The 16,675-nt window shown below is 73.3% G+C and carries 19 protein-coding genes and 1 pseudogene; 13 read left to right on the top strand and 7 right to left on the bottom strand.

From position 1 onward, the window contains the following. Window positions 1-71: 71 nt before the first annotated feature. A complete protein-coding gene (locus tag ACFY61_RS25035) occupies window positions 72-905 on the bottom strand; it encodes an alpha/beta fold hydrolase (protein WP_389475260.1) in 834 nt (277 codons plus the stop codon). 154 nt (window positions 906-1,059) lie between these two features. Here ACFY61_RS25035 and ACFY61_RS25030 point away from each other — a divergent pair, with 154 nt between their 5' ends. Further along, window positions 1,060-1,632 carry a TetR/AcrR family transcriptional regulator gene (locus tag ACFY61_RS25030; protein ID WP_389475258.1) on the top strand — a complete coding sequence of 191 codons (573 nt, stop codon included), beginning with the start codon at window positions 1,060-1,062 and terminating at the stop codon, window positions 1,630-1,632. 100 nt (window positions 1,633-1,732) lie between these two features. Then, entirely contained in the window at window positions 1,733-2,614 is an 882-nt protein-coding gene (locus ACFY61_RS25025) for a phosphatidylinositol-specific phospholipase C (RefSeq protein WP_389475256.1), read from the top strand. Here the strand turns inward: ACFY61_RS25025 and ACFY61_RS25020 are convergent. The 5 genes from ACFY61_RS25020 to ACFY61_RS25000 all read right to left on the bottom strand — a co-directional run bounded on the left by ACFY61_RS25020 (window position 2,588) and on the right by ACFY61_RS25000 (window position 7,896). After that, a complete protein-coding gene (locus tag ACFY61_RS25020) occupies window positions 2,588-4,045 on the bottom strand; it encodes an ATP-binding protein (protein WP_389475254.1) in 1,458 nt (485 codons plus the stop codon). The genes ACFY61_RS25025 and ACFY61_RS25020 overlap by 27 nt on opposite strands. Then, complete coding sequence (locus ACFY61_RS25015) at window positions 4,042-4,782, bottom strand: response regulator transcription factor (protein ID WP_389475252.1); 741 nt, start codon at window positions 4,780-4,782, stop codon at window positions 4,042-4,044. The genes ACFY61_RS25020 and ACFY61_RS25015 overlap by 4 nt, the downstream gene beginning before the upstream one ends. Before the next feature lie 69 nt (window positions 4,783-4,851). Then, window positions 4,852-5,901: a S1C family serine protease gene (locus tag ACFY61_RS25010; RefSeq protein WP_389475250.1), complete on the bottom strand. Its 1,050-nt coding sequence runs from the start codon at window positions 5,899-5,901 to the stop codon at window positions 4,852-4,854. 156 nt (window positions 5,902-6,057) lie between these two features. Next, a complete protein-coding gene (locus tag ACFY61_RS25005) occupies window positions 6,058-7,080 on the bottom strand; it encodes a LacI family DNA-binding transcriptional regulator (RefSeq protein WP_389475248.1) in 1,023 nt (340 codons plus the stop codon). Between the two features lie 24 nt (window positions 7,081-7,104). After that, the gene (locus ACFY61_RS25000) at window positions 7,105-7,896 is read right to left on the bottom strand and encodes a winged-helix domain-containing protein (RefSeq protein WP_389475246.1); all 792 of its coding nucleotides are present in this window, start codon (window positions 7,894-7,896) and stop codon (window positions 7,105-7,107) included. Between the two features lie 480 nt (window positions 7,897-8,376). On the opposite strand from ACFY61_RS25000, the gene ACFY61_RS24995 reads away from it, so the two are divergent. The 11 genes and pseudogenes from ACFY61_RS24995 (at window position 8,377) to ACFY61_RS24945 (ending at window position 16,218) form a co-directional block, all read left to right on the top strand. Beyond that, window positions 8,377-8,631 (top strand): MoaD/ThiS family protein, encoded by a 255-nt coding sequence (locus ACFY61_RS24995; RefSeq protein ID WP_389475244.1) that lies wholly within the window; start codon window positions 8,377-8,379, stop codon window positions 8,629-8,631. A gap of 10 nt (window positions 8,632-8,641) precedes the next feature. Then, entirely contained in the window at window positions 8,642-10,480 is a 1,839-nt protein-coding gene (locus ACFY61_RS24990; protein WP_389475242.1) for a hypothetical protein, read from the top strand. A 55-nt stretch (window positions 10,481-10,535) separates the two neighbouring features. Beyond that, window positions 10,536-11,234 (top strand): DUF2993 domain-containing protein, encoded by a 699-nt coding sequence (locus ACFY61_RS24985; RefSeq protein ID WP_389475241.1) that lies wholly within the window; start codon window positions 10,536-10,538, stop codon window positions 11,232-11,234. A 180-nt stretch (window positions 11,235-11,414) separates the two neighbouring features. Continuing rightward, window positions 11,415-11,498 (top strand): putative leader peptide, encoded by an 84-nt coding sequence (locus ACFY61_RS24980; protein ID WP_389475332.1) that lies wholly within the window; start codon window positions 11,415-11,417, stop codon window positions 11,496-11,498. A gap of 202 nt (window positions 11,499-11,700) precedes the next feature. Next, window positions 11,701-12,546 carry a sulfurtransferase gene (locus ACFY61_RS24975; protein ID WP_389475239.1) on the top strand — a complete coding sequence of 282 codons (846 nt, stop codon included), beginning with the start codon at window positions 11,701-11,703 and terminating at the stop codon, window positions 12,544-12,546. 53 nt (window positions 12,547-12,599) lie between these two features. Continuing rightward, a complete protein-coding gene (locus ACFY61_RS24970) occupies window positions 12,600-12,890 on the top strand; it encodes a DUF1416 domain-containing protein (protein WP_389475237.1) in 291 nt (96 codons plus the stop codon). A 116-nt stretch (window positions 12,891-13,006) separates the two neighbouring features. Beyond that, a complete protein-coding gene (locus ACFY61_RS24965; protein WP_389475235.1) occupies window positions 13,007-13,279 on the top strand; it encodes a DUF3099 domain-containing protein in 273 nt (90 codons plus the stop codon). Window positions 13,280-13,458: 179 nt separating this feature from the next. After that, window positions 13,459-13,884, top strand: a pseudogene (locus ACFY61_RS24960) (hypothetical protein); the annotation flags it as partial. Between the two features lie 261 nt (window positions 13,885-14,145). Further along, window positions 14,146-14,718, top strand: coding sequence for an FABP family protein (locus ACFY61_RS24955; protein ID WP_389475233.1), 573 nt, complete (start codon window positions 14,146-14,148; stop codon window positions 14,716-14,718). A gap of 77 nt (window positions 14,719-14,795) precedes the next feature. Beyond that, window positions 14,796-15,233: a Fur family transcriptional regulator gene (locus ACFY61_RS24950; protein WP_389475231.1), complete on the top strand. Its 438-nt coding sequence runs from the start codon at window positions 14,796-14,798 to the stop codon at window positions 15,231-15,233. A 19-nt stretch (window positions 15,234-15,252) separates the two neighbouring features. Then, a complete protein-coding gene (locus tag ACFY61_RS24945) occupies window positions 15,253-16,218 on the top strand; it encodes a YgfZ/GcvT domain-containing protein (protein ID WP_389475229.1) in 966 nt (321 codons plus the stop codon). Window positions 16,219-16,231: 13 nt separating this feature from the next. Here the strand turns inward: ACFY61_RS24945 and dtd are convergent, their stop codons facing one another. Then, window positions 16,232-16,657, bottom strand: a complete 426-nt coding sequence (dtd, locus tag ACFY61_RS24940) for a D-aminoacyl-tRNA deacylase (RefSeq protein ID WP_389475227.1) — start codon at window positions 16,655-16,657, stop codon at window positions 16,232-16,234. Window positions 16,658-16,675 lie beyond the last annotated feature (18 nt).

Raw genomic sequence — 16,675 nt, 5'->3', positions numbered from 1 at the left:
GCGACGCCTTCGGCGGTCCCGGAAGGGGGCGGCCGGCCGCTTCGGCGGCCGGCCGCCCCCTTCGGCTTTCCTCAGAGTGCGCCGAGGAAGTCTCCGACCGCGGCCGCGAGTCCCTCCGGGTCCTCGACCGGGACGACGTGGCCGGTGTCCAGGGCCTTGTACGAGGTCCCCGGTCGGGCCGCGACCATCGCGTCGGCCAGCTCCCGGGTGAGGACCTCGCTGCGCAGACCGTGGACGAGCAGGGCCGGGCAGGTGGAGGCGGACCAGGCGGGGAAGTCGTCTCCGCGGGCCGCCTCCACGGTGGCGAGCAGGTCCTGCGGGTGGAACGGCAGTCGCCAGCCGCTGCCGTCGGGCAGCGGGCGCAGGGCGGGGGCGACCGTCGGGCCCAGCGGGCCGCAGGCGGCGACGAGCTCCTCGCGGGTGGGCGCGGTGTACGGGAACGAGGCGAGGAAGCCGAAGAAGTTGGGGGCGTCGTGGGGGAAGACGATGCCCGCGTCGACGTTCACCAGGGCGCTGACCAGTTCGGGGTGCCCGGCGGCCAGGTGCAGGGCGTTGAGTCCGCCGAGGGAGTGGCCGACGACGGGGAGCGGGCCGAGGTCGAGGTGCTCCAGCAGGGCCACCAGGTCGGCGACGTAGTCGGCGCGCTGGTGTGAGGGGCCGCGGTCGGAGTCGCCGAAGCCGCGCTGGTCGGGGGCGATGACCCGCCACTCGTCGCCGAGTCGGGCGGCCAGGTCGGCCCAGAGCAGGCCCTCGGAGAGGCCGCCGTGGACGGCGAGCAGGGGGCGGCCCGGGCCGCCGAAGTCGAGGTAGGACAGGGTGCGGCCGTCGATGGTGAAGGAGTGGCGCAGGCCGGGGTCGGCGGCGGCGGCGATGGCCGCGCGGGCGACCGTGTCGGTGCTGGTCATGGTGTCTCCCCTCGTTTCCCGGCGGGGCGGTGCGTCCTCGCCGGGGCGTGTGCGGCCACCGTACGGCGATCTTGCTCGCTTGCGCAATACCCTCGTATAGATCGCCTGATCTATACAAGCGTTTACGGCTCCGGGTTCGGCGTACGATCCCCGGATGGGAAATCGTGAGGACCTGATGGCCGGGGCGCGCCGCTGCCTGGAGGAGAAGGGCTACCTGCGCACTACCGTCCGCGACATCGCGGCGGCGGCCGGCGTCAGCAGTGCCGCCATCGGCTACCACTTCGGCTCCCGTGAGGCCCTGCTCAACCAGGCGCTCTTCGCCGCCCTGGACGAGTGGGGCGAGGAGGTCGGCAGCCTCCGGGGTGCGGGGGAGACCGCCGAGGAGCGCTACGTCGACGTCTGGACCCGCAAGGTCCGTTCCTTCACCGAGCAGCGCTGGCTGTGGTCCGCGTCGGTGGAGGCCTTCGTGCACGCCCAGTCCTCGCCAGGGCTGCTGGCCGTCCTGGCCGCCGGGCAGCGGGCCAGCCGGCGGCAGATCGCCGCCCAGCTGCGCGGCGTGCCCGAGGGCGAGGTGGCCGAAGCGGACCTGCGCGGGCTGGCCTCGGTGCAGATGGCGGTGATGACCGGGGTGATGACCCAGTGGCTCACCGACCCGGAGTGCGCCCCGGACGGCCGGGAGATCGTGTCGGGCCTGCGGGCGCTGGCGGACCTGCTGGAGGGCGCCTGAGGGGCTCCGCCCGCCCCAACTGCCTCCTACCAATGGGTAGTTATTTCTGACCTGTGCACGCCATAATCCGGCTGACGCGGCAGCCGGCGAAGGGGCGGGCATGGCACTGGACAGGCGTACGTTTCTGGTCGGAGCACTCGCCGCGGGCACCGCGGCCGGACTCGGCGCGGCGGCCGCGCCCGCCTCCGCCCGCACCCCCCTCGGCACCCGGGACTGGATGGCCGCGGTGCCCGGCTCCACCGCCCTCCAGCAGCTGACCGTCCCCGGCACCCACGACTCCGGAGCGCTGTACGGCGGCCTCTACGTCGCCTGCCAGAACATCGGCATCGGCGCCCAGCTCGACGCCGGCATCCGGTTCCTCGACGTCCGCTGCCGCGTCACCGGCGGCTCGTTCGCCATCCACCACGGCTCCTTCTACCAGAACGCGATGTTCGGCGACGTGCTCGCCGCCTGCCGCGGCTTCCTGCTCGCCCACCCCACCGAGACCGTCCTGATGCGCGTCAAACAGGAGTACTCCGGCGAGAGCGACGCCGTCTTCCGCGCCGTCTTCGACGACTACCTCGACAACCGCGGCTGGCGACCCCTCTTCCACATCGCCACCGCCCTGCCGACCCTCGGCCAGGCCCGCGGCAAGGTCGTCCTGCTCGGCGACAACGGCGGCCTGCCCGGCATCCGCTACGGCGACCCCACCCACTTCGACATCCAGGACGACTGGAACGCCGAGCCCTTCGCCAAGCGCGGGAAGATCGAGAACCACTTCCGCAAGGCCGTCCAGCAGCCCGGGAAGCTCTTCGTCAACTACGTCTCGACCTCCGCCTACATGCCGCCCCGCTGGAACGCCGACCGCCTCAACCCGCAGATCCACTCGTTCGTCACCGGCGCCGAGATGGCCGGCCGCACCGGCCTCGGGGTCGTTCCCATGGACTTCCCCAACACCCGGGCCGGCTTCATCGAGTCACTGATCGCGCACAACCCCGTCTGACGGATCGCCCGGCGGCGGGGCCGGTGCCCCCGGGATCCGCAGCACGGCCTCGGTCCCCGCGCCGCCGTCCGCCGCCGCCCGCAGCTCGGCCGTACCGCCCGCGCGCCGCACCGTACGGGCCACGATCGACAGCCCCAGCCCGCTGCCCGGCAGCGCCCGCGCCGTCGGCGACCGCCAGAACCGGTCGAAGACGTGCGGGAGCTCCTCCGCCGGGATGCCCGGCCCGTGGTCCCGCACGGTCAGCTCGCCGGCCCGCAGCCGCACCTCCACCACACCGCCCGGCGGGCTGAACTTCACCGCGTTGTCCAGCACGTTCACCACCGCCCGCTCCAGCGAGGCCGCCTCGCCCCGCACGTACCAAGGCTGGATGTCGGCGACGAACGACAGCTCCGGCCCCCGCAGCCGGACCCGGGCCAGCGCGGTCACGGCGATGTCGTGCCATGCGACCACCTGGAGCGGACCCGGACGGTCGGCGTCCGGCCGGGACAGCTCCTGCAGGTCCCCGATCAGCGCCGCCAGTTCGCTCATCTGCGCCTTGACCGAAGCCAGCAGCTCCCGCCGGTCCTCCGGCGGGAGCGCCCGGCCCGTCTCCTCGCTGCGCGCCAGCAACTCGACGTTCGTGCGCAGCGAGGTCAGCGGCGTGCGCAGCTCGTGGCCGGCGTCGGCGATCAGCTGCGACTGCCGGTCCCTGGAGGAGGCGAGCGCCGCCGTCATCGAGTTGAACGAGCGCGACAGCCGGGCGATCTCGTCCTCGCCCTCGTCGGGGATCCGGACCGTCAGGTCCTCGGTACGGGCGATGTGCTCGACCGCGCCGGTCAGTTCGTCCACCGGCCGCAGCCCGGCCCGGGCGACGACCAGCCCGGCCGCCCCCGCCCCCAGCGCACCTATCCCGGCCACCAGCAGCAGCACCCAGGCCAGGGTGGACAGGGGCTCGTCGACGTCGGCCAGCGGCTTGGCCACCGCCAGGGCCACCTGCTGGGTCCCGGCCTGCGTCTCCACGCGCAGCGGCTGGCTGTACACCCGCACCCGGTCGCCGTCGGCGGTCGTGGAGTCGTACAGCGACGGCCCCCGCTGCCCGCGCGCGATCTCCTTGTCGATCCGGGTGACGGGCAGGGTCTCCCGGCCGTCCACCCAGCAGTGGCTGCCGTCGGCGAAGTCGAGCTGCACCGTCGCGTTGAGGTCGCTCACGAACTGGCCCGGTCCCACCGGCGGCTTCGACAGGCAGCCCAGCCGGTACGCCGGGGACTTCGTCACCTGCTCCACCGCGTCCGTCGACCGCAGGGAGCCGTCCAGCTGGTCGCGCAGCTGCGCCCGGACCATGAACCAGCTGACCGCCGCGACGCCCGCCACCGCCACCGCCACGGCCACGGCGACCAGCAGGGCCAGCCGGGACCGCAGCGGCAGCGCCCGGAACCCGGCGACCGGGCTCACTCCGCGGTCCCGCCGTCGCCCGCCCGCAGGACGTAGCCGACCCCGCGGACGGTGTGCACCAGGCGGGGCTCACCGCCCGCCTCCGTCTTGCGCCGCAGGTACATCACGTACACGTCCAGGGAGTTGGAACTGGGCTCGAAGTCGAAGCCCCACACGGTCTTGAGGATCTGTTCGCGGGTCAGGACCTGGCGCGGGTGCGCCAGGAACATCTCCAGCAGGGTGAACTCGGTACGGGTCAGCTCCACCGGCCGCCCGGCCCGGGTGACCTCCCGGGTGGCGAGGTCCATGCGCAGGTCGCCGAAGGCCAGCACGTCCTCGGCGGGCTGCTGCGCGGGGCCGGAGGACGCGACGTACGCGCTGCGCCGCAGCAGGGCCCGGACCCGGGCGAACAGCTCGTCCAGCTCGAACGGCTTCACCAGGTAGTCGTCCGCGCCGGCGTCCAGACCGGTCACCCGGTCGCCGACGGTGTCGCGGGCGGTGAGCATGAGCACCGGCGTGACCGAGCCGGCCGCCCGCAGCCGCCGGGCCGCCGTCAGACCGTCCATGCGCGGCATCTGGACGTCCAGCACGATCAGGTCCGGCTCGTACGCGGCCACCTTGTCGAGGGCGTCCAGGCCGTCGACGGCGGTCTCGGTGGCGTAACCCTCGAACGCGAGACTGCGGCGCAGCGCCTCCCGGACGGCGGGCTCGTCATCGACGATCAGGACCCGCTGCGGGTCGCCTTCGGCGGGAATCACGGTGCGCCCCCTGGGGGTGGTCTGCGGTCGGTCAGGTACGTCCGCCCCAGCCTCGCACGGCGGCGGCCGTCAGAAGGAGGTGCCGAAGCCGGAGCCGTAGCCGGAGGGGCCCGGGGAGCCGGCCCCGCCGGGGCCGCCCTTGCGGAGGGAGTCCAGGTCCGCCTTGATCGCGTTCACCGGGATGGCGAAGCCGAGGCCGACACTGCCGGCGGTGGAGCTGTCGTTGCCGGGCGAGTAGATCGCGGACGGCATGCCGACGACCTCCCCGGCCATGTTCACCAGGGCACCGCCCGAGTTGCCGGGGTTGAGCGAGGCGTCGGTCTGGATGGCCTTGTACGAGGTGGTGTCGGAGCCGGTGTCGCCGTTGAACTGCCGCCCGTCGAAGGAGAACGGCCAGCCGCCGCTGCCGCGCTCACCCTGGGGGGACTTCGACTTCGGCACGTTCACCTCGCGGTCGAGCGCCGAGACGATGCCACTGGTGACGGTGCCGGTCAGCCGGTCCGGGGACCCGATGGCGACGACCTCCTCGCCGACCCTGAGCTTGCCGGAGTCGCCGAGCCTGGCCGGCTTGAGGCCCTTGGCGCCCTCCAGCCTGATCAGCGCCAGGTCCTTGTCCGGGTCGGTGCCGACCAGCTTGGCCGCGTACTTCTTGCCGTCGCTCGTCGTCACCTGGATCTCGGACGCGCCGCTGATCACGTGGTTGTTCGTGACGACCTCCCCGTCGCCGGTGATCACGACGCCGGAGCCGGTGGACTGGCCGCCGCCGCCACGGGTGTCGATGCGGACGACGGAGGGGCCGACCTGCTCGGCGACGCCGGAGACCGTGCCGGCGGAGGACTGCGAGATCGGACTGCCGGAGAAACCGCCGGGCCCGGAGCCGGGGGCGGTGCCGAGGAACTGCTGCACCGCGGCGGCCGTCCCACCGCCGACCAGGGCCGCGGTGATGGCCACGGCGGCGAACAGCGCGACGGGCCGGGGGCGCGGCCGCTGCCGCTTGGCATGCGCGGCGCCGGTGCCCGGCGGGTACGCGGGCGGCGGCGGGTAGACGCCGAACGGGCCGGCCGGGCCGGGGCGGTTCTCCTGCGGGTACCCGCCTTCGCGGCGGTGGCTGTCGGTCATGGCACCGAATCTGCCCGCGGATGATGAGAGCAACCTGAGTCCCGCCTGAGAAGCCCGCCAGAACCGCGTATGCCCCATATAAACCCGCCGCGGCTCCAGCCCGCCGGCGTTCGGGGCGCGGAGTGCTGGGGCGGGACCCCGGGTGCGCCGCGAGGGCTACGCGCAGCCGCAGCTGCGGCGGATCACCAGCGCCGAGGGGAACTGCTTCAGGCGTTCCCGGCGCGACCCCGCCACCCGCAGCGCGTCGTCCAGCACCAGATCCACCGCCGCCCGGGCCATCGCCGGCCGGTCCGACGCGATCGTGGTCAGCGGCGGGTCGGTGAGCGCGGCCTCCTTGACGTCGTCGAAGCCGGCCACCGCCAGCTCCCGCGGCACGTCGATCCGCAGCTCGCGCGCCGCCCGCAGCACGCCGATCGCCTGGTCGTCCGTCGCGCAGAAGATCGCCGTCGGCCGGTCCGGCCGGGCGAGCACCTCCAGGGCGACCCGGTACGCGTCGTACCGGTTGTACGGGGCCTCGATCAGCCGGCCCTCGATCGAGCGGCCGGATTCCAGCATGGCCCGCCGCCAGCCCTCCACGTGGTCGGCGACCGGGTCGCCGACCGACGGGGTGTTCTCGACGCCGCCGATACAGGCGACGTACTCGTGCCCGTGCTCCAGCAGGTGCCGCGTCGCCAGCTGCGCGCCACCGATGTCGTCCGTGACGACGGCCACGTCGTCGATCGCCTCCGGGCGCTCGTGCAGCAGCACCACCCGCGCGTCCCACGCCTCGATCTCCGAGGCGGCCCGCTCGCTCATGCCCTGGCTGACCAGGATCAGGCCGGACACCCGCATCCCCAGGAAAGCCCGCAGGTAGTGGACCTCGCGCTCGTCCCGGTAGTCGGAGTTGCCGACCAGGACCATCTTCCCGCGCTCGGCGGCGGCCTGTTCGACCGCGTGCGCCATCTCGGCGAAGAACGGCTGCCGCGCGTCCGGGACGATCATGCCTATGAGGTCGGTGCGGCGCGACGCCATGGCCTGGGCAACCCGGTCGGGCCGGTACCCCAGCTCCTTGATGGCTGCGAGTACACGCTCGCGCGTGGCCGGGGCGACCGGCCTGGGTCCGTTGTTGATGACGTAGGACACGACGGCGGTGGAAGTACCCGCCAGTCGCGCCACGTCATCCCGCGTCACCTTGGCCACGCGCGGAAGTCTACGCGGGGTGACCTACCTCTGGGCAGGTCGTCCTGCGCTTCGGACGCCGACCGGCCTGTCCTCCATCCGGGGGACGGCCGCGGCGGCGTCCGCGGCCGCCTTGCTGCGGGCCTCCTCGGCCGCCCGTTCGACCTTCTCCGGGGCGACGAAGCGGTAGCCCACGTTCCGGACGGTGCCGATCAGCGACTCGTGCTCGGGGCCCAGCTTGGCGCGCAGCCGCCGCACGTGGACGTCCACCGTCCGGGTGCCGCCGAAGTAGTCGTAGCCCCAGACCTCCTGCAGCAGCTGGGCCCGGGTGAAGACCCGCCCGGGGTGCTGCGCGAGGTACTTCAGCAGCTCGAACTCCTTGAAGGTGAGATCGAGCACCCGGCCCTTGAGCTTGGCGGAGTACGTCGCCTCGTCGACCGACAGGTCGCCGTTGCGGATCTCCATGGGGGAGTCGTCGGAGCCGAGCGACTGGCGGCCCACCGCCAGCCGCAGCCGCGCCTCCACCTCGGCCGGGCCGGCGGTGTCGAGCAGTACGTCGTCGATGCCCCAGTCGGCGGTGACGGCGGCCAGGCCGCCCTCGGTGACGACGAGGACCAGCGGGCATCCCGGCCCGGTGGAGCGCAGCAGCTGGCAGAGCGAGCGGACCTGGGGCAGGTCGCGGCGGCCGTCGACGAGGATGACGTCGGCGCCGGGGGTGTCCACCAGCGCCGGCCCCTCGGCTGGGGCCACCCGTACGTTGTGGAGCAGCAGGCCGAGTGCGGGCAGCACCTCCGTGGAGGGCTGCAGGGCGTTCGTCAGCAGGAGCAACGAGCTCATCGGCACGACCCCCCGGCCGGGGTGCGGGTCGTGCGGCGGTGCAGGAATGGCTGGCCCATCACGTCGGTTCCTCCTCGGTCCCGTCGAGGACGTGCTCTGTACGGGTTGCGGTCCCCGCGCCCTGAGGCCCGCATGGATTCCACTGTTCGCACTCTGTTCAACGTGCTGAAAGCACAAAAGGACCCGGGGGGCTACGTTGCCCGGATCCTCTTCGCTGCCAGGATAGCCCGCCGGGCCTTCCCGGGCCGAGGTCGTCCGGCACAGAGGTTCTGTGGAACGCACCACCCCCTCGGGGGCCGTCCGTCCCGTGTGCGCCCGGTTTCACCGGTTCGGCGGCCCGCCGTGCGGGCGGGGCGGCGCGCGGCGGGCGCACCGGGGCACGGGGGAGCGGGCGCCCTCGCCGGTGGCGCGAGGCGTCATCATGGAGGCCGACGGTACGGAGCCGTACGGACCCGTACGGAGCCGACGAGAGGAGCTGCAGTGGCAACCGGAACCATCCGCTACTGGGCGGCGGCCAAGGCCGCGGCCGGGACGGCGGAGGAGCCGTACGCGGCGAGGACACTGGCCGAGGCGCTCGACGCCGTGCGCGCCGCGCACCCCGGGGAACTGGCCCGGGTGCTGCAGCGCTGCTCCTTCCTGGTGGACGAGCAGCAGGTCGGCAAGCGCAGCCATGAAGAGGTCCTGCTGACCGAGGGCGGCACCGTCGAGGTCCTGCCGCCGTTCGCGGGCGGGTGACGGGCCGACGATGAGCACGCCAGCCGAGAACCGACCCGGCCAGCCCGGCCAGCCCGGCCAGCCCGGCCAGCCCGGCCAGCCCGGCCAGCCCGAGCAGGCCGACCCGTACGCCACGCAGACCTGGCAGTCCGACACCTGGGACACCACCTACCAGCCGGTGCACCAGCCGGGCGTGGTCCCCGGCCAGGACCAGGGGGACAGAGGGGCGCAGCAGCCGCTGGCCGCCCCCGACAGCTGGTTCCGGGACGCCGCGCCCGCCGAGCCGGCGGCGGCCCAGCAGCCGCAGCAGCAGCCGGGTGCCGGGTGGCCGGCTGCCGACGCCGGTGCGAGTGGCTCCTGGTCCGACGCGGGCCCGCACGCCTACCCGCAGCCTCACCACCCGCAGCATTCGCACCACCCGCAGCCACAGCCACAGCCAGAGCAGCAGCAGCCCATCGCGCCGGAGGGCTGGTTCCGCGACGAACCGCAGGCCGCCGCGCCCTGGCCCGGTGCGGCCGCCGCGCAGCAGCCCGCCCCGGGCGGACCCTGGCCGGAGGCCCCGGCCGCGGCGGCCCCGGCTCCGTCCGCCGCCGAGACGGCGTACCTGCCGCCCTACCCCGGCGGGGCCGCCGGGCAGGTTGATGCCGCCGAGACCGCGTACCTGCCGCCGTACCCGGGCGGTGCCGCCGCCGGGCAGGTTGATGCCGCCGAGACGGCGTACCTGCCGCCGTACCCGGGCGGTGCCGCCGCCGGGCAGGTTGATGCCGCCGAGACGGCGTACCTGCCGCCGTACCCGGGCGAGACCGCGGCACCCGCCCCGGCCGCCGCCGTGCCCCCGCAGCCCACCCCGGACGCCGCCGAGACGGCGTATCTCCCGCCCTACCCGGGCCCCGGCGCCGAGGCGGCCGTGCCCCCGCAGCCCACCCCGGACGCCGCCGAGACGGCGTACCTCCCGCCGTACCCGGGCCCCGGCGCCGAGCCGGCCGCGGCCGCGGCCCCGGCGCCCGAGCCGCACCACGCGGCCCACGCCGCCGGCCCGGACGCCGCCCGGGCCGCGGGGCCGGACGACGGCGACACCGGCTACTCCCCGCCCACCCTCGCCGGCACCACCCGCATAAGGGACCCCCGCCAGGCCCGGGCCGAGGGCCGCTCCCCGATCATCGACCCCGGCCCGCAGCCGGCGCTGCTCACCGCCGCCCTCGGCGTGCTGCTGGCCGCGGCCGCCGCGGTCGCGGACTGGGCGCTGCTGCTGCCCCTGGTCGCGCTGCAGGGCCTGACCGCGGCCGGCTGGTTCCGGCTGAACGGCATGTGGCCGGCCCGGCAGGGCATCGCCCTCGCCTTCGCCGGAGCGGTCACCGCCGACATCGCGGTGCTCGCGGTCGGCGCCCCGTACGGGCCCGGTGCCGTCATCGGCACCCTGGGCGCCTGGGTGCTGCTCACGCTGGTGCTCCAGCTGCGCAGCCAGGCCGACCCCGACGAGCGCATGTACGGCCTGATGGCCTCGGTGGCCTCCGCCGCGCTGGCGATCGTCTGCGCCGGCTACCTGGCCGCCGACCCCGCGGCCGTGACCGTCGGAACCGCGGCGGTCGCGGTGGCCGTCTTCACCCGTGCGCTGCCGTTGCCGCCGGCCCCCTCCGTGGGCGTCTCGCTGGCCGCGGCCGCGGGAGCCGGCGTCGCCGTGGGCGGCCTGACCTCCGCGGGCGCCGGCGGGGCCCTGGTGGGTCTGGCAGCGGGGGTGTGCGCGCTGGTGGGGCTGCGCGTGGCGGCGTACGACTACCCCTCGAAGTTCGTCCACATGACGGCCGGGGTGGCGCTGCCGCTGGCCGCCGCCGCCCCCGCGGTCTACCTGATGGGGCGCGTGATCAACTAGGGCGGGTCCCCCCGGACGTCGTCCGGGGGAGGGTCGCACGACAGGGGGGAACGGAATGCGCGTCATACGGGTGCTGCTGGTCGTGGGGCTGGTCCTGGCCGGCCTGTTCACGGCGGCCGACCGGCTCGCGGTCGGCTACGCGGAGGACGAGCTGGCCGCCAAGGTACGCGCGGGCGGCGGCTCCTCGATCGGCAGCACCGAGGTCGACATCGCGGGCTTCCCGTTCCTCACCCAGGTCATGGACCGGCGCCTGGAGCGGGTCGACGTCCGCCTCGACGACGTCACGGTGGCCGCCGACGGCCGCCGCATGCGGATCGCCCGGCTGGACGCGGCCCTGCACGACGTGGCCGTCGACGACGACTACTCCGGCGGCACCGCCCGCCGCGCCGACGGCTCCGCCCTGGTGACGTACGAGGACCTCACCAGGGCCTCCCAATCCGGTGTGACCGTCGCCTACGGCGGGGCGCCCGGCAAGGTGAAGGTCACGGCGAGCATCGAGATCCTCGGCCGCACCCTCACGCGCAGCGTGATCTCCACCGTCACCCTGGTCGACGGCGGTACGGTCCGGGTCCGCGCCGACGAGGTGCCCGGCGAGGGCATTCCCGGCGTGGAGGACCTGGTCCGGCGGAAGACCGACTTCGACCGGAAACTGGGCGGCGGTCTGCCGGCCGGTCTGGCACTGTCCGGTCTGACCTCGGACGCCTCCGGCGTGCGGCTCACGCTCGGCGGCTCCGACGTGGCCCTGGGCGGCTGATCCGGCCGCTCTGGCCGAATACTGAGACGGCCGGGTCCGGTCCGCAGGAGAACGGCGACCGACGGGCGCGAAAACCCCCGGCACGGCGGCCCCGACAGCCACTCCATCCCGAAATCCGGACGATCCCGTCTCGGAATATGACACGCCGGTGACAGGGCGGCCCGTTCCTCCCTACGATCCATGCCCATGAAGCGAATGCAGGCGGACCTCACGAAGCGGCGGGCAGTAGACCTGTGTCGCGTCGCCGCCATGCTCTGTCGCTGATCCGGCACCACGCGCGACGCCGCGACCGCCGGGCCGTACGACGGCCCCTTCCCCGCGTGACCCCCCCGGAACCGCCGAACCGCCGACCAGCGCCCTGACGCGCCGGCACCCGAGCACACCCGGAAACGGGCCCGCACGCACCCCCGCACCACCGCAGCACTCCTGCACCGCCCCGCCGAACACTGCCCCGGAGGAGAACACCATGAGCCGCAGCGACGTCCTCGTAGACGCCGACTGGGTCGAGGCCCACCTGGACGACCCGAAGGTCGTCGTCGTCGAGGTGGACGAGGACACGTCCGCCTACGACAAGAACCACATCCGCAACGCCGTCCGGATCGACTGGAAGCAGGACCTCCAGGACCCGATCCGCCGCGACTTCGTGGACCAGGAGGGCTTCGAGAAGCTCCTCTCCGCCAAGGGCATCTCCAACGACGACACCGTCGTCCTCTACGGCGGCAACAACAACTGGTTCGCGTCCTACGCCTACTGGTACTTCAAGCTCTACGGCCACCAGGACGTCAAGCTGCTCGACGGCGGCCGCAAGAAGTGGGAGCTCGACTCCCGCGACCTGGTCGACGGCGCCGAGGTCCCGCAGCGCCCGGCCACCCAGTACAAGGCCAAGGCCCAGGACACCTCCATCCGCGCCTTCCGCGACGACGTCGTGGCCGGCATCGGCAGCCTGAACCTGGTCGACGTCCGCTCGCCCGACGAGTTCTCCGGCAAGCTGCTCGCCCCGGCCCACCTGCCGCAGGAGCAGTCGCAGCGCCCCGGCCACGTGCCGAGCGCCCGCAACATCCCGTGGTCCAAGAACGCCAACGACGACGGCACCTTCAAGTCGGACGACGAGCTCAAGGCCCTCTACGAGTCCGAGCAGGTCGACCTGGCGAAGGACACCATCGCCTACTGCCGCATCGGTGAGCGCTCCGCGCTGACCTGGTTCGTGCTGCACGAGCTCCTGGGCCAGGAGAACGTCAAGAACTACGACGGCTCCTGGACCGAGTACGGCTCCCTGGTCGGCGTGCCGATCGAGCTCGGCCCCAACAAGTAACCCCACGGGCACGCGCGACCCGTAGTACGAACTCTCTAGGACAGGACAGAGACATGTGTGGAGCACAGATCGGCGGGCCGGACCTCTCGACCCTCAAGCCGGGTGAGACGGCCATCCAGGGCCAGGTGACCAAGGACGGCGAGCCGGTGACCGGCTACGTCCGCCTGCTGGACGCGACCGGCGAGTTCACCGCCGAGGTGCCGACCTCGGCCACCGGCCAGTTCCGCTTCTACGCGGCCACCGGCACCTGGACGCTGCGGGCGCTCGTGCCCGGCGCCCAGGCGGACCGTTCCGTCGTCGTCGCCGAGGCCGGCGGCGTGACGGACGTCGCGATCGCCGTCTGAGCGACGCGCACCTGATCGGCCGAAGGGCCGCACCTTTCCCCCGGGGGTTGGACGCCACTGGACCGGGGACGGGTGCGGCCCTTCGTGCCGTCCGCGCCCGGAACTACGCTGAAGGCATGTACGCCCGGCGCCGGCGCGCCTACTTCCTGCTGATGGGCGCGTGCCTCTTCCTCTTCGTCTCCGCCTGGTCCTACGTGCGGCTGTGGTCGGTGGAGGCGGCCGTCGCCCTCTGCGTGGTCGCGATGGTCCTTCCCCCGGTCGCCGCCCTGGTCGCGAACCGCCGCGGCCCCGACGACCGCTGGTGGGACGACCCGTCGGGCGACCCGAAGTCCGACGAGTGGTGGGACGAACTGGACGGCAAGCGCCGCCCGGGCGACACCGAATCGTGATCTCGGGTGTCCTGAACTCCCCCTCCCCTCAGACGGTCCTTCTTGTGCACTGGTGATCGAATCCATGACGCATGTCCTGTGGGGGGACCCCTTTTGGAAGACGCACTGACCGCGGCCGAGCCACAGCAAGCCGTACGGTCCACCCCGGAGACGAGCCCGGACAGCGGGAGACGATGGGGCAGGCCTTCCGGGACGAGGGACTCCGCCAAGTGGCGGCGCGCGGCTGGGTCACCTCCGACGGCACCCGAACCCGCGTCTACCTGCTGCGGTTCCACTCCTCCGGCTTCGTGGACACGTACAAGAGCTGCGGCGTCGACATCCGGATCAAGGGCGGCCCGCGGCTGGAACCGGACCACGATTGGAGCAAAGCCAAGGTCTCCCAGCCCGGTGGCCCCTCCTCCGGCGGCTTCCAGGGCTCCGGCACGCTCAGCTCCAGCACGGTGAACGTCTACCAGGAGGCGGTGCCCGTCGGAGACGAGCAGGTCCGGCTGGGCTGCCTGCAGATCGGAGACGTGCAGGCGGTCATCCTGCAGACCCGCAAGGGCGGCGTCGCCACCGTCCCCTTCCACCAGACCGTGATCCTCCAGAACCAGCTGCTCGGCTGAGCCCCGGGCACCGGCCGAGTTGCCATTACGGCCCACCTCACACAGTGCGCCGGTCCCCGGGCCAGTAGGCTTGGGGACCGGTCCCGCACAGTCAACCCTCCCGAGGAGCACCCCGTGCTTGAGGCAGTCTTCACCTCCCTGCTGGTCCTGGTCTGCGTCGGCGTCCTCGCCTTCACCGTGCTGGCCGTCGCCAAGCTCTACCAGGGCCAGCGCTGACCTCCGGTCCACCACCCCTCCCACAGATCGCCTGAGCAGCCACACATGATCCACATTCCGTCCGACCTGAACCCGGGCCTCGTCCCCCTCGCCTTCCTCCTCGGCACCTGGGAGGGCGCGGGCGTCTTCGACTACCCCGGCGACGAGAAGTGCAACTTCGGCCAGGAGGTCGTCTTCGCCCACGACGGCCGGGACTTCCTGTCGTACTCCTCGAACACCTGGGTGCTGGACGCCGAGGGCAACAAGGTGAAGCCCCTGGAGTCGGAGACCGGGTACTGGCGCATCGGCAAGGACCGCCAGATCGAGATCGTGATGGTCCGCGACCAGGGCGTGGTCGAGGTCTGGTACGGCGAGCTCGCCGAGGGCAAGCCGCAGATCGACCTCGCCACCGACGCGGTCGCGCGGACCGCCGCCTCCGGCCCGTACAGCGGCGGCAAGCGCCTCTACGGCTACGTCAAGGGCGACCTGATGTGGGTCGGCGAGAAGGCCACCCCCGAGGTCGAGCTGCGCCCGTACATGTCGGCCCAGCTCAAGAAGGTCGTCACCCCGGAGGACGTGGCCGAGATGGCCCGCAACCTCCCGGACATGCCCGACGACGGCATCGCGTTCTTCCGCTGAGCCCGACTCGGCCGAGCCCCGCGAAAGGGGGCCGCGGGAACGGTCCGCGGCCCCCTTCGCGCGCTTACACTGGCCGGGTGGTGAGCACCGACTGGAAGAGTGACCTGCGGCAGCGCGGATACCGCCTGACCCCGCAGCGCCAGCTCGTGCTGGAGGCCGTCGACGCCCTGGAGCACGCGACCCCGGACGACATCCTCGCCGAGGTCCGCAAGACCGCCTCCGGCGTGAACATCTCCACCGTCTACCGGACCCTGGAGCTCCTGGAGGAGCTCGGCCTGGTGTCCCACGCCCACCTCGGCCACGGCGCCCCCACCTACCACCTCGCCGACCGGCACCACCACATCCACCTGGTGTGCCGGGACTGTGCGGACGTGATCGAGGCGGACCAGGACGTCGCCTCCCAGTTCACCGCCAAGCTGCGCGCCGACTTCGGTTTCGAGACCGACATGAAGCACTTCGCGATCTTCGGACTGTGCGCGAAGTGCGCCGCCAAGCGGCGGTCGGACCAGTCGTAGGCAGTCGTAGGCTTTCCCCATGACCAGCCCTTTGATTGATCTGCCCGGTGCCGTACCGGCCGAAGGCCGTGACGAAGGCGTCGCAGCCCACTACGGAGAGCTCTACGGCGAACAGCGCGCCCTCGCCGACGGCCGCGGTTTCGTCGACCTGTCGCACCGCGGCGTCGTCACCGTCACCGGACCGGAGCGGCTGAGCTGGCTGCACCTCCTCCTCACCCAGCACCTGACCGAGCTCCCGCCCGGGCGGGCCACCGAGGCGCTGATCCTGTCCGCCAACGGCCACATCGAGCACGCGTTGTACCTCGTGGACGACGGGGAGACCGTGTGGGCGCACGTCGAGCCGGGAACCCAGGAGGCGCTGATCGCCTACCTGGAGTCGATGAAGTTCTTCTACCGGGTGGAGGTCGCCGACCGGACCGGCGAGTTCGCGGTGGTGCACCTGCCCGCCGGGTCCATCGCGGAGCTGCCTCAGGAGCTCGTCGTACGGGAGACCCCGTACGGGCGTGACGTGTTCCTGCCGCGCGAGCGGCTGACCGGCTTCGCCGCCGAGTACGGGCCGGCCGCGGGCCTGCTGGCGTACGAGGCGCTGCGGGTGGAGGCGCACCGGCCCCGCCTCGGCCTGGAGACCGACCACCGGACCATCCCGCACGAACTGGGCCTGATCGGCACCGCCGTGCACCTGCAGAAGGGCTGCTACCGGGGGCAGGAGACGGTGGCCCGGGTCCACAACCTGGGCAAGCCGCCGCGCCGGCTGGTCTTCCTGCACCTCGACGGCTCCGAGGTGCTGCTGCCCCCGCACGGCGCCCCCGTACGGCTGGCCTCCGACGGGCCCGAGGGCCGGCAGCTGGGCTTCGTCACCAGCGCGGCCCGCCACCACGAGCTCGGCCCGATCGCCCTCGCGTTGGTCAAGCGGAACGTGCCGGTGGACGCCGCGCTGCTGGCCGGCACCACGGCCGCCGCGCAGGAGGTCGTCGTCCAGCCGTAGCGCGGGCCGGCGGTCAGATCTCCAGGAGCACCGTGAACGGGCCCTGGTTCGTGAGCGAGACCCGCATGTCCGCACCGAACCGGCCCGTCTCCACGGTCGCGCCGAGCTCCCGCAGCCGCGCCACCACCTCGTCGACCAGCGGCTCCGCGACCGGGCCGGGCGCGGCCGCGTTCCAGGTGGGCCGGCGGCCCTTGCGGGCGTCCCCGTACAGCGTGAACTGCGAGACCACCAGCAGCGGCGCCCCGTTGTCGCTGCACGACTTCTCGCCGTCGAGGATCCGCAGCGACCACAGCTTGCGCGCCAGCTGCCCGGCCTTCTCGGGGGTGTCCTCGTGGGTGACCCCCACCAGGACGCACAGCCCCTCGCCGACGATCTCGCCCACGGTCTCACCGGCGACCACGACGCTCGCGCCGTCCACCCTCTGCACCACTGCTCGCATACCACCTGTGTACCAGGC

It is taken from the genome of Streptomyces sp. NPDC012888, assembly GCF_042900645.1.
Lineage (GTDB): Bacteria > Actinomycetota > Actinomycetes > Streptomycetales > Streptomycetaceae > Streptomyces.
This window is presented reverse-complemented; position numbering and strand designations above follow the sequence as displayed.

Coding starts and splice junctions, on each gene's coding strand:
- ACFY61_RS25010 (WP_389475250.1), bottom strand. CDS start 5,901: ATGACCGACAGCCACCGCCGCGAAGGCGGGTACCCGCAGGAGAACCGC.
- ACFY61_RS25035 (WP_389475260.1), bottom strand. CDS start 905: ATGACCAGCACCGACACGGTCGCCCGCGCGGCCATCGCCGCCGCCGCC.
- ACFY61_RS24990 (WP_389475242.1), top strand. CDS start 8,642: ATGAGCACGCCAGCCGAGAACCGACCCGGCCAGCCCGGCCAGCCCGGC.
- ACFY61_RS24945 (WP_389475229.1), top strand. CDS start 15,253: ATGACCAGCCCTTTGATTGATCTGCCCGGTGCCGTACCGGCCGAAGGC.
- ACFY61_RS24965 (WP_389475235.1), top strand. CDS start 13,007: ATGTACGCCCGGCGCCGGCGCGCCTACTTCCTGCTGATGGGCGCGTGC.
- ACFY61_RS24980 (WP_389475332.1), top strand. CDS start 11,415: ATGCCCATGAAGCGAATGCAGGCGGACCTCACGAAGCGGCGGGCAGTA.
- ACFY61_RS24975 (WP_389475239.1), top strand. CDS start 11,701: ATGAGCCGCAGCGACGTCCTCGTAGACGCCGACTGGGTCGAGGCCCAC.
- ACFY61_RS24955 (WP_389475233.1), top strand. CDS start 14,146: ATGATCCACATTCCGTCCGACCTGAACCCGGGCCTCGTCCCCCTCGCC.
- ACFY61_RS25025 (WP_389475256.1), top strand. CDS start 1,733: ATGGCACTGGACAGGCGTACGTTTCTGGTCGGAGCACTCGCCGCGGGC.
- ACFY61_RS25000 (WP_389475246.1), bottom strand. CDS start 7,896: ATGAGCTCGTTGCTCCTGCTGACGAACGCCCTGCAGCCCTCCACGGAG.
- ACFY61_RS24970 (WP_389475237.1), top strand. CDS start 12,600: ATGTGTGGAGCACAGATCGGCGGGCCGGACCTCTCGACCCTCAAGCCG.
- dtd (WP_389475227.1), bottom strand. CDS start 16,657: ATGCGAGCAGTGGTGCAGAGGGTGGACGGCGCGAGCGTCGTGGTCGCC.
- ACFY61_RS24985 (WP_389475241.1), top strand. CDS start 10,536: ATGCGCGTCATACGGGTGCTGCTGGTCGTGGGGCTGGTCCTGGCCGGC.
- ACFY61_RS25030 (WP_389475258.1), top strand. CDS start 1,060: ATGGGAAATCGTGAGGACCTGATGGCCGGGGCGCGCCGCTGCCTGGAG.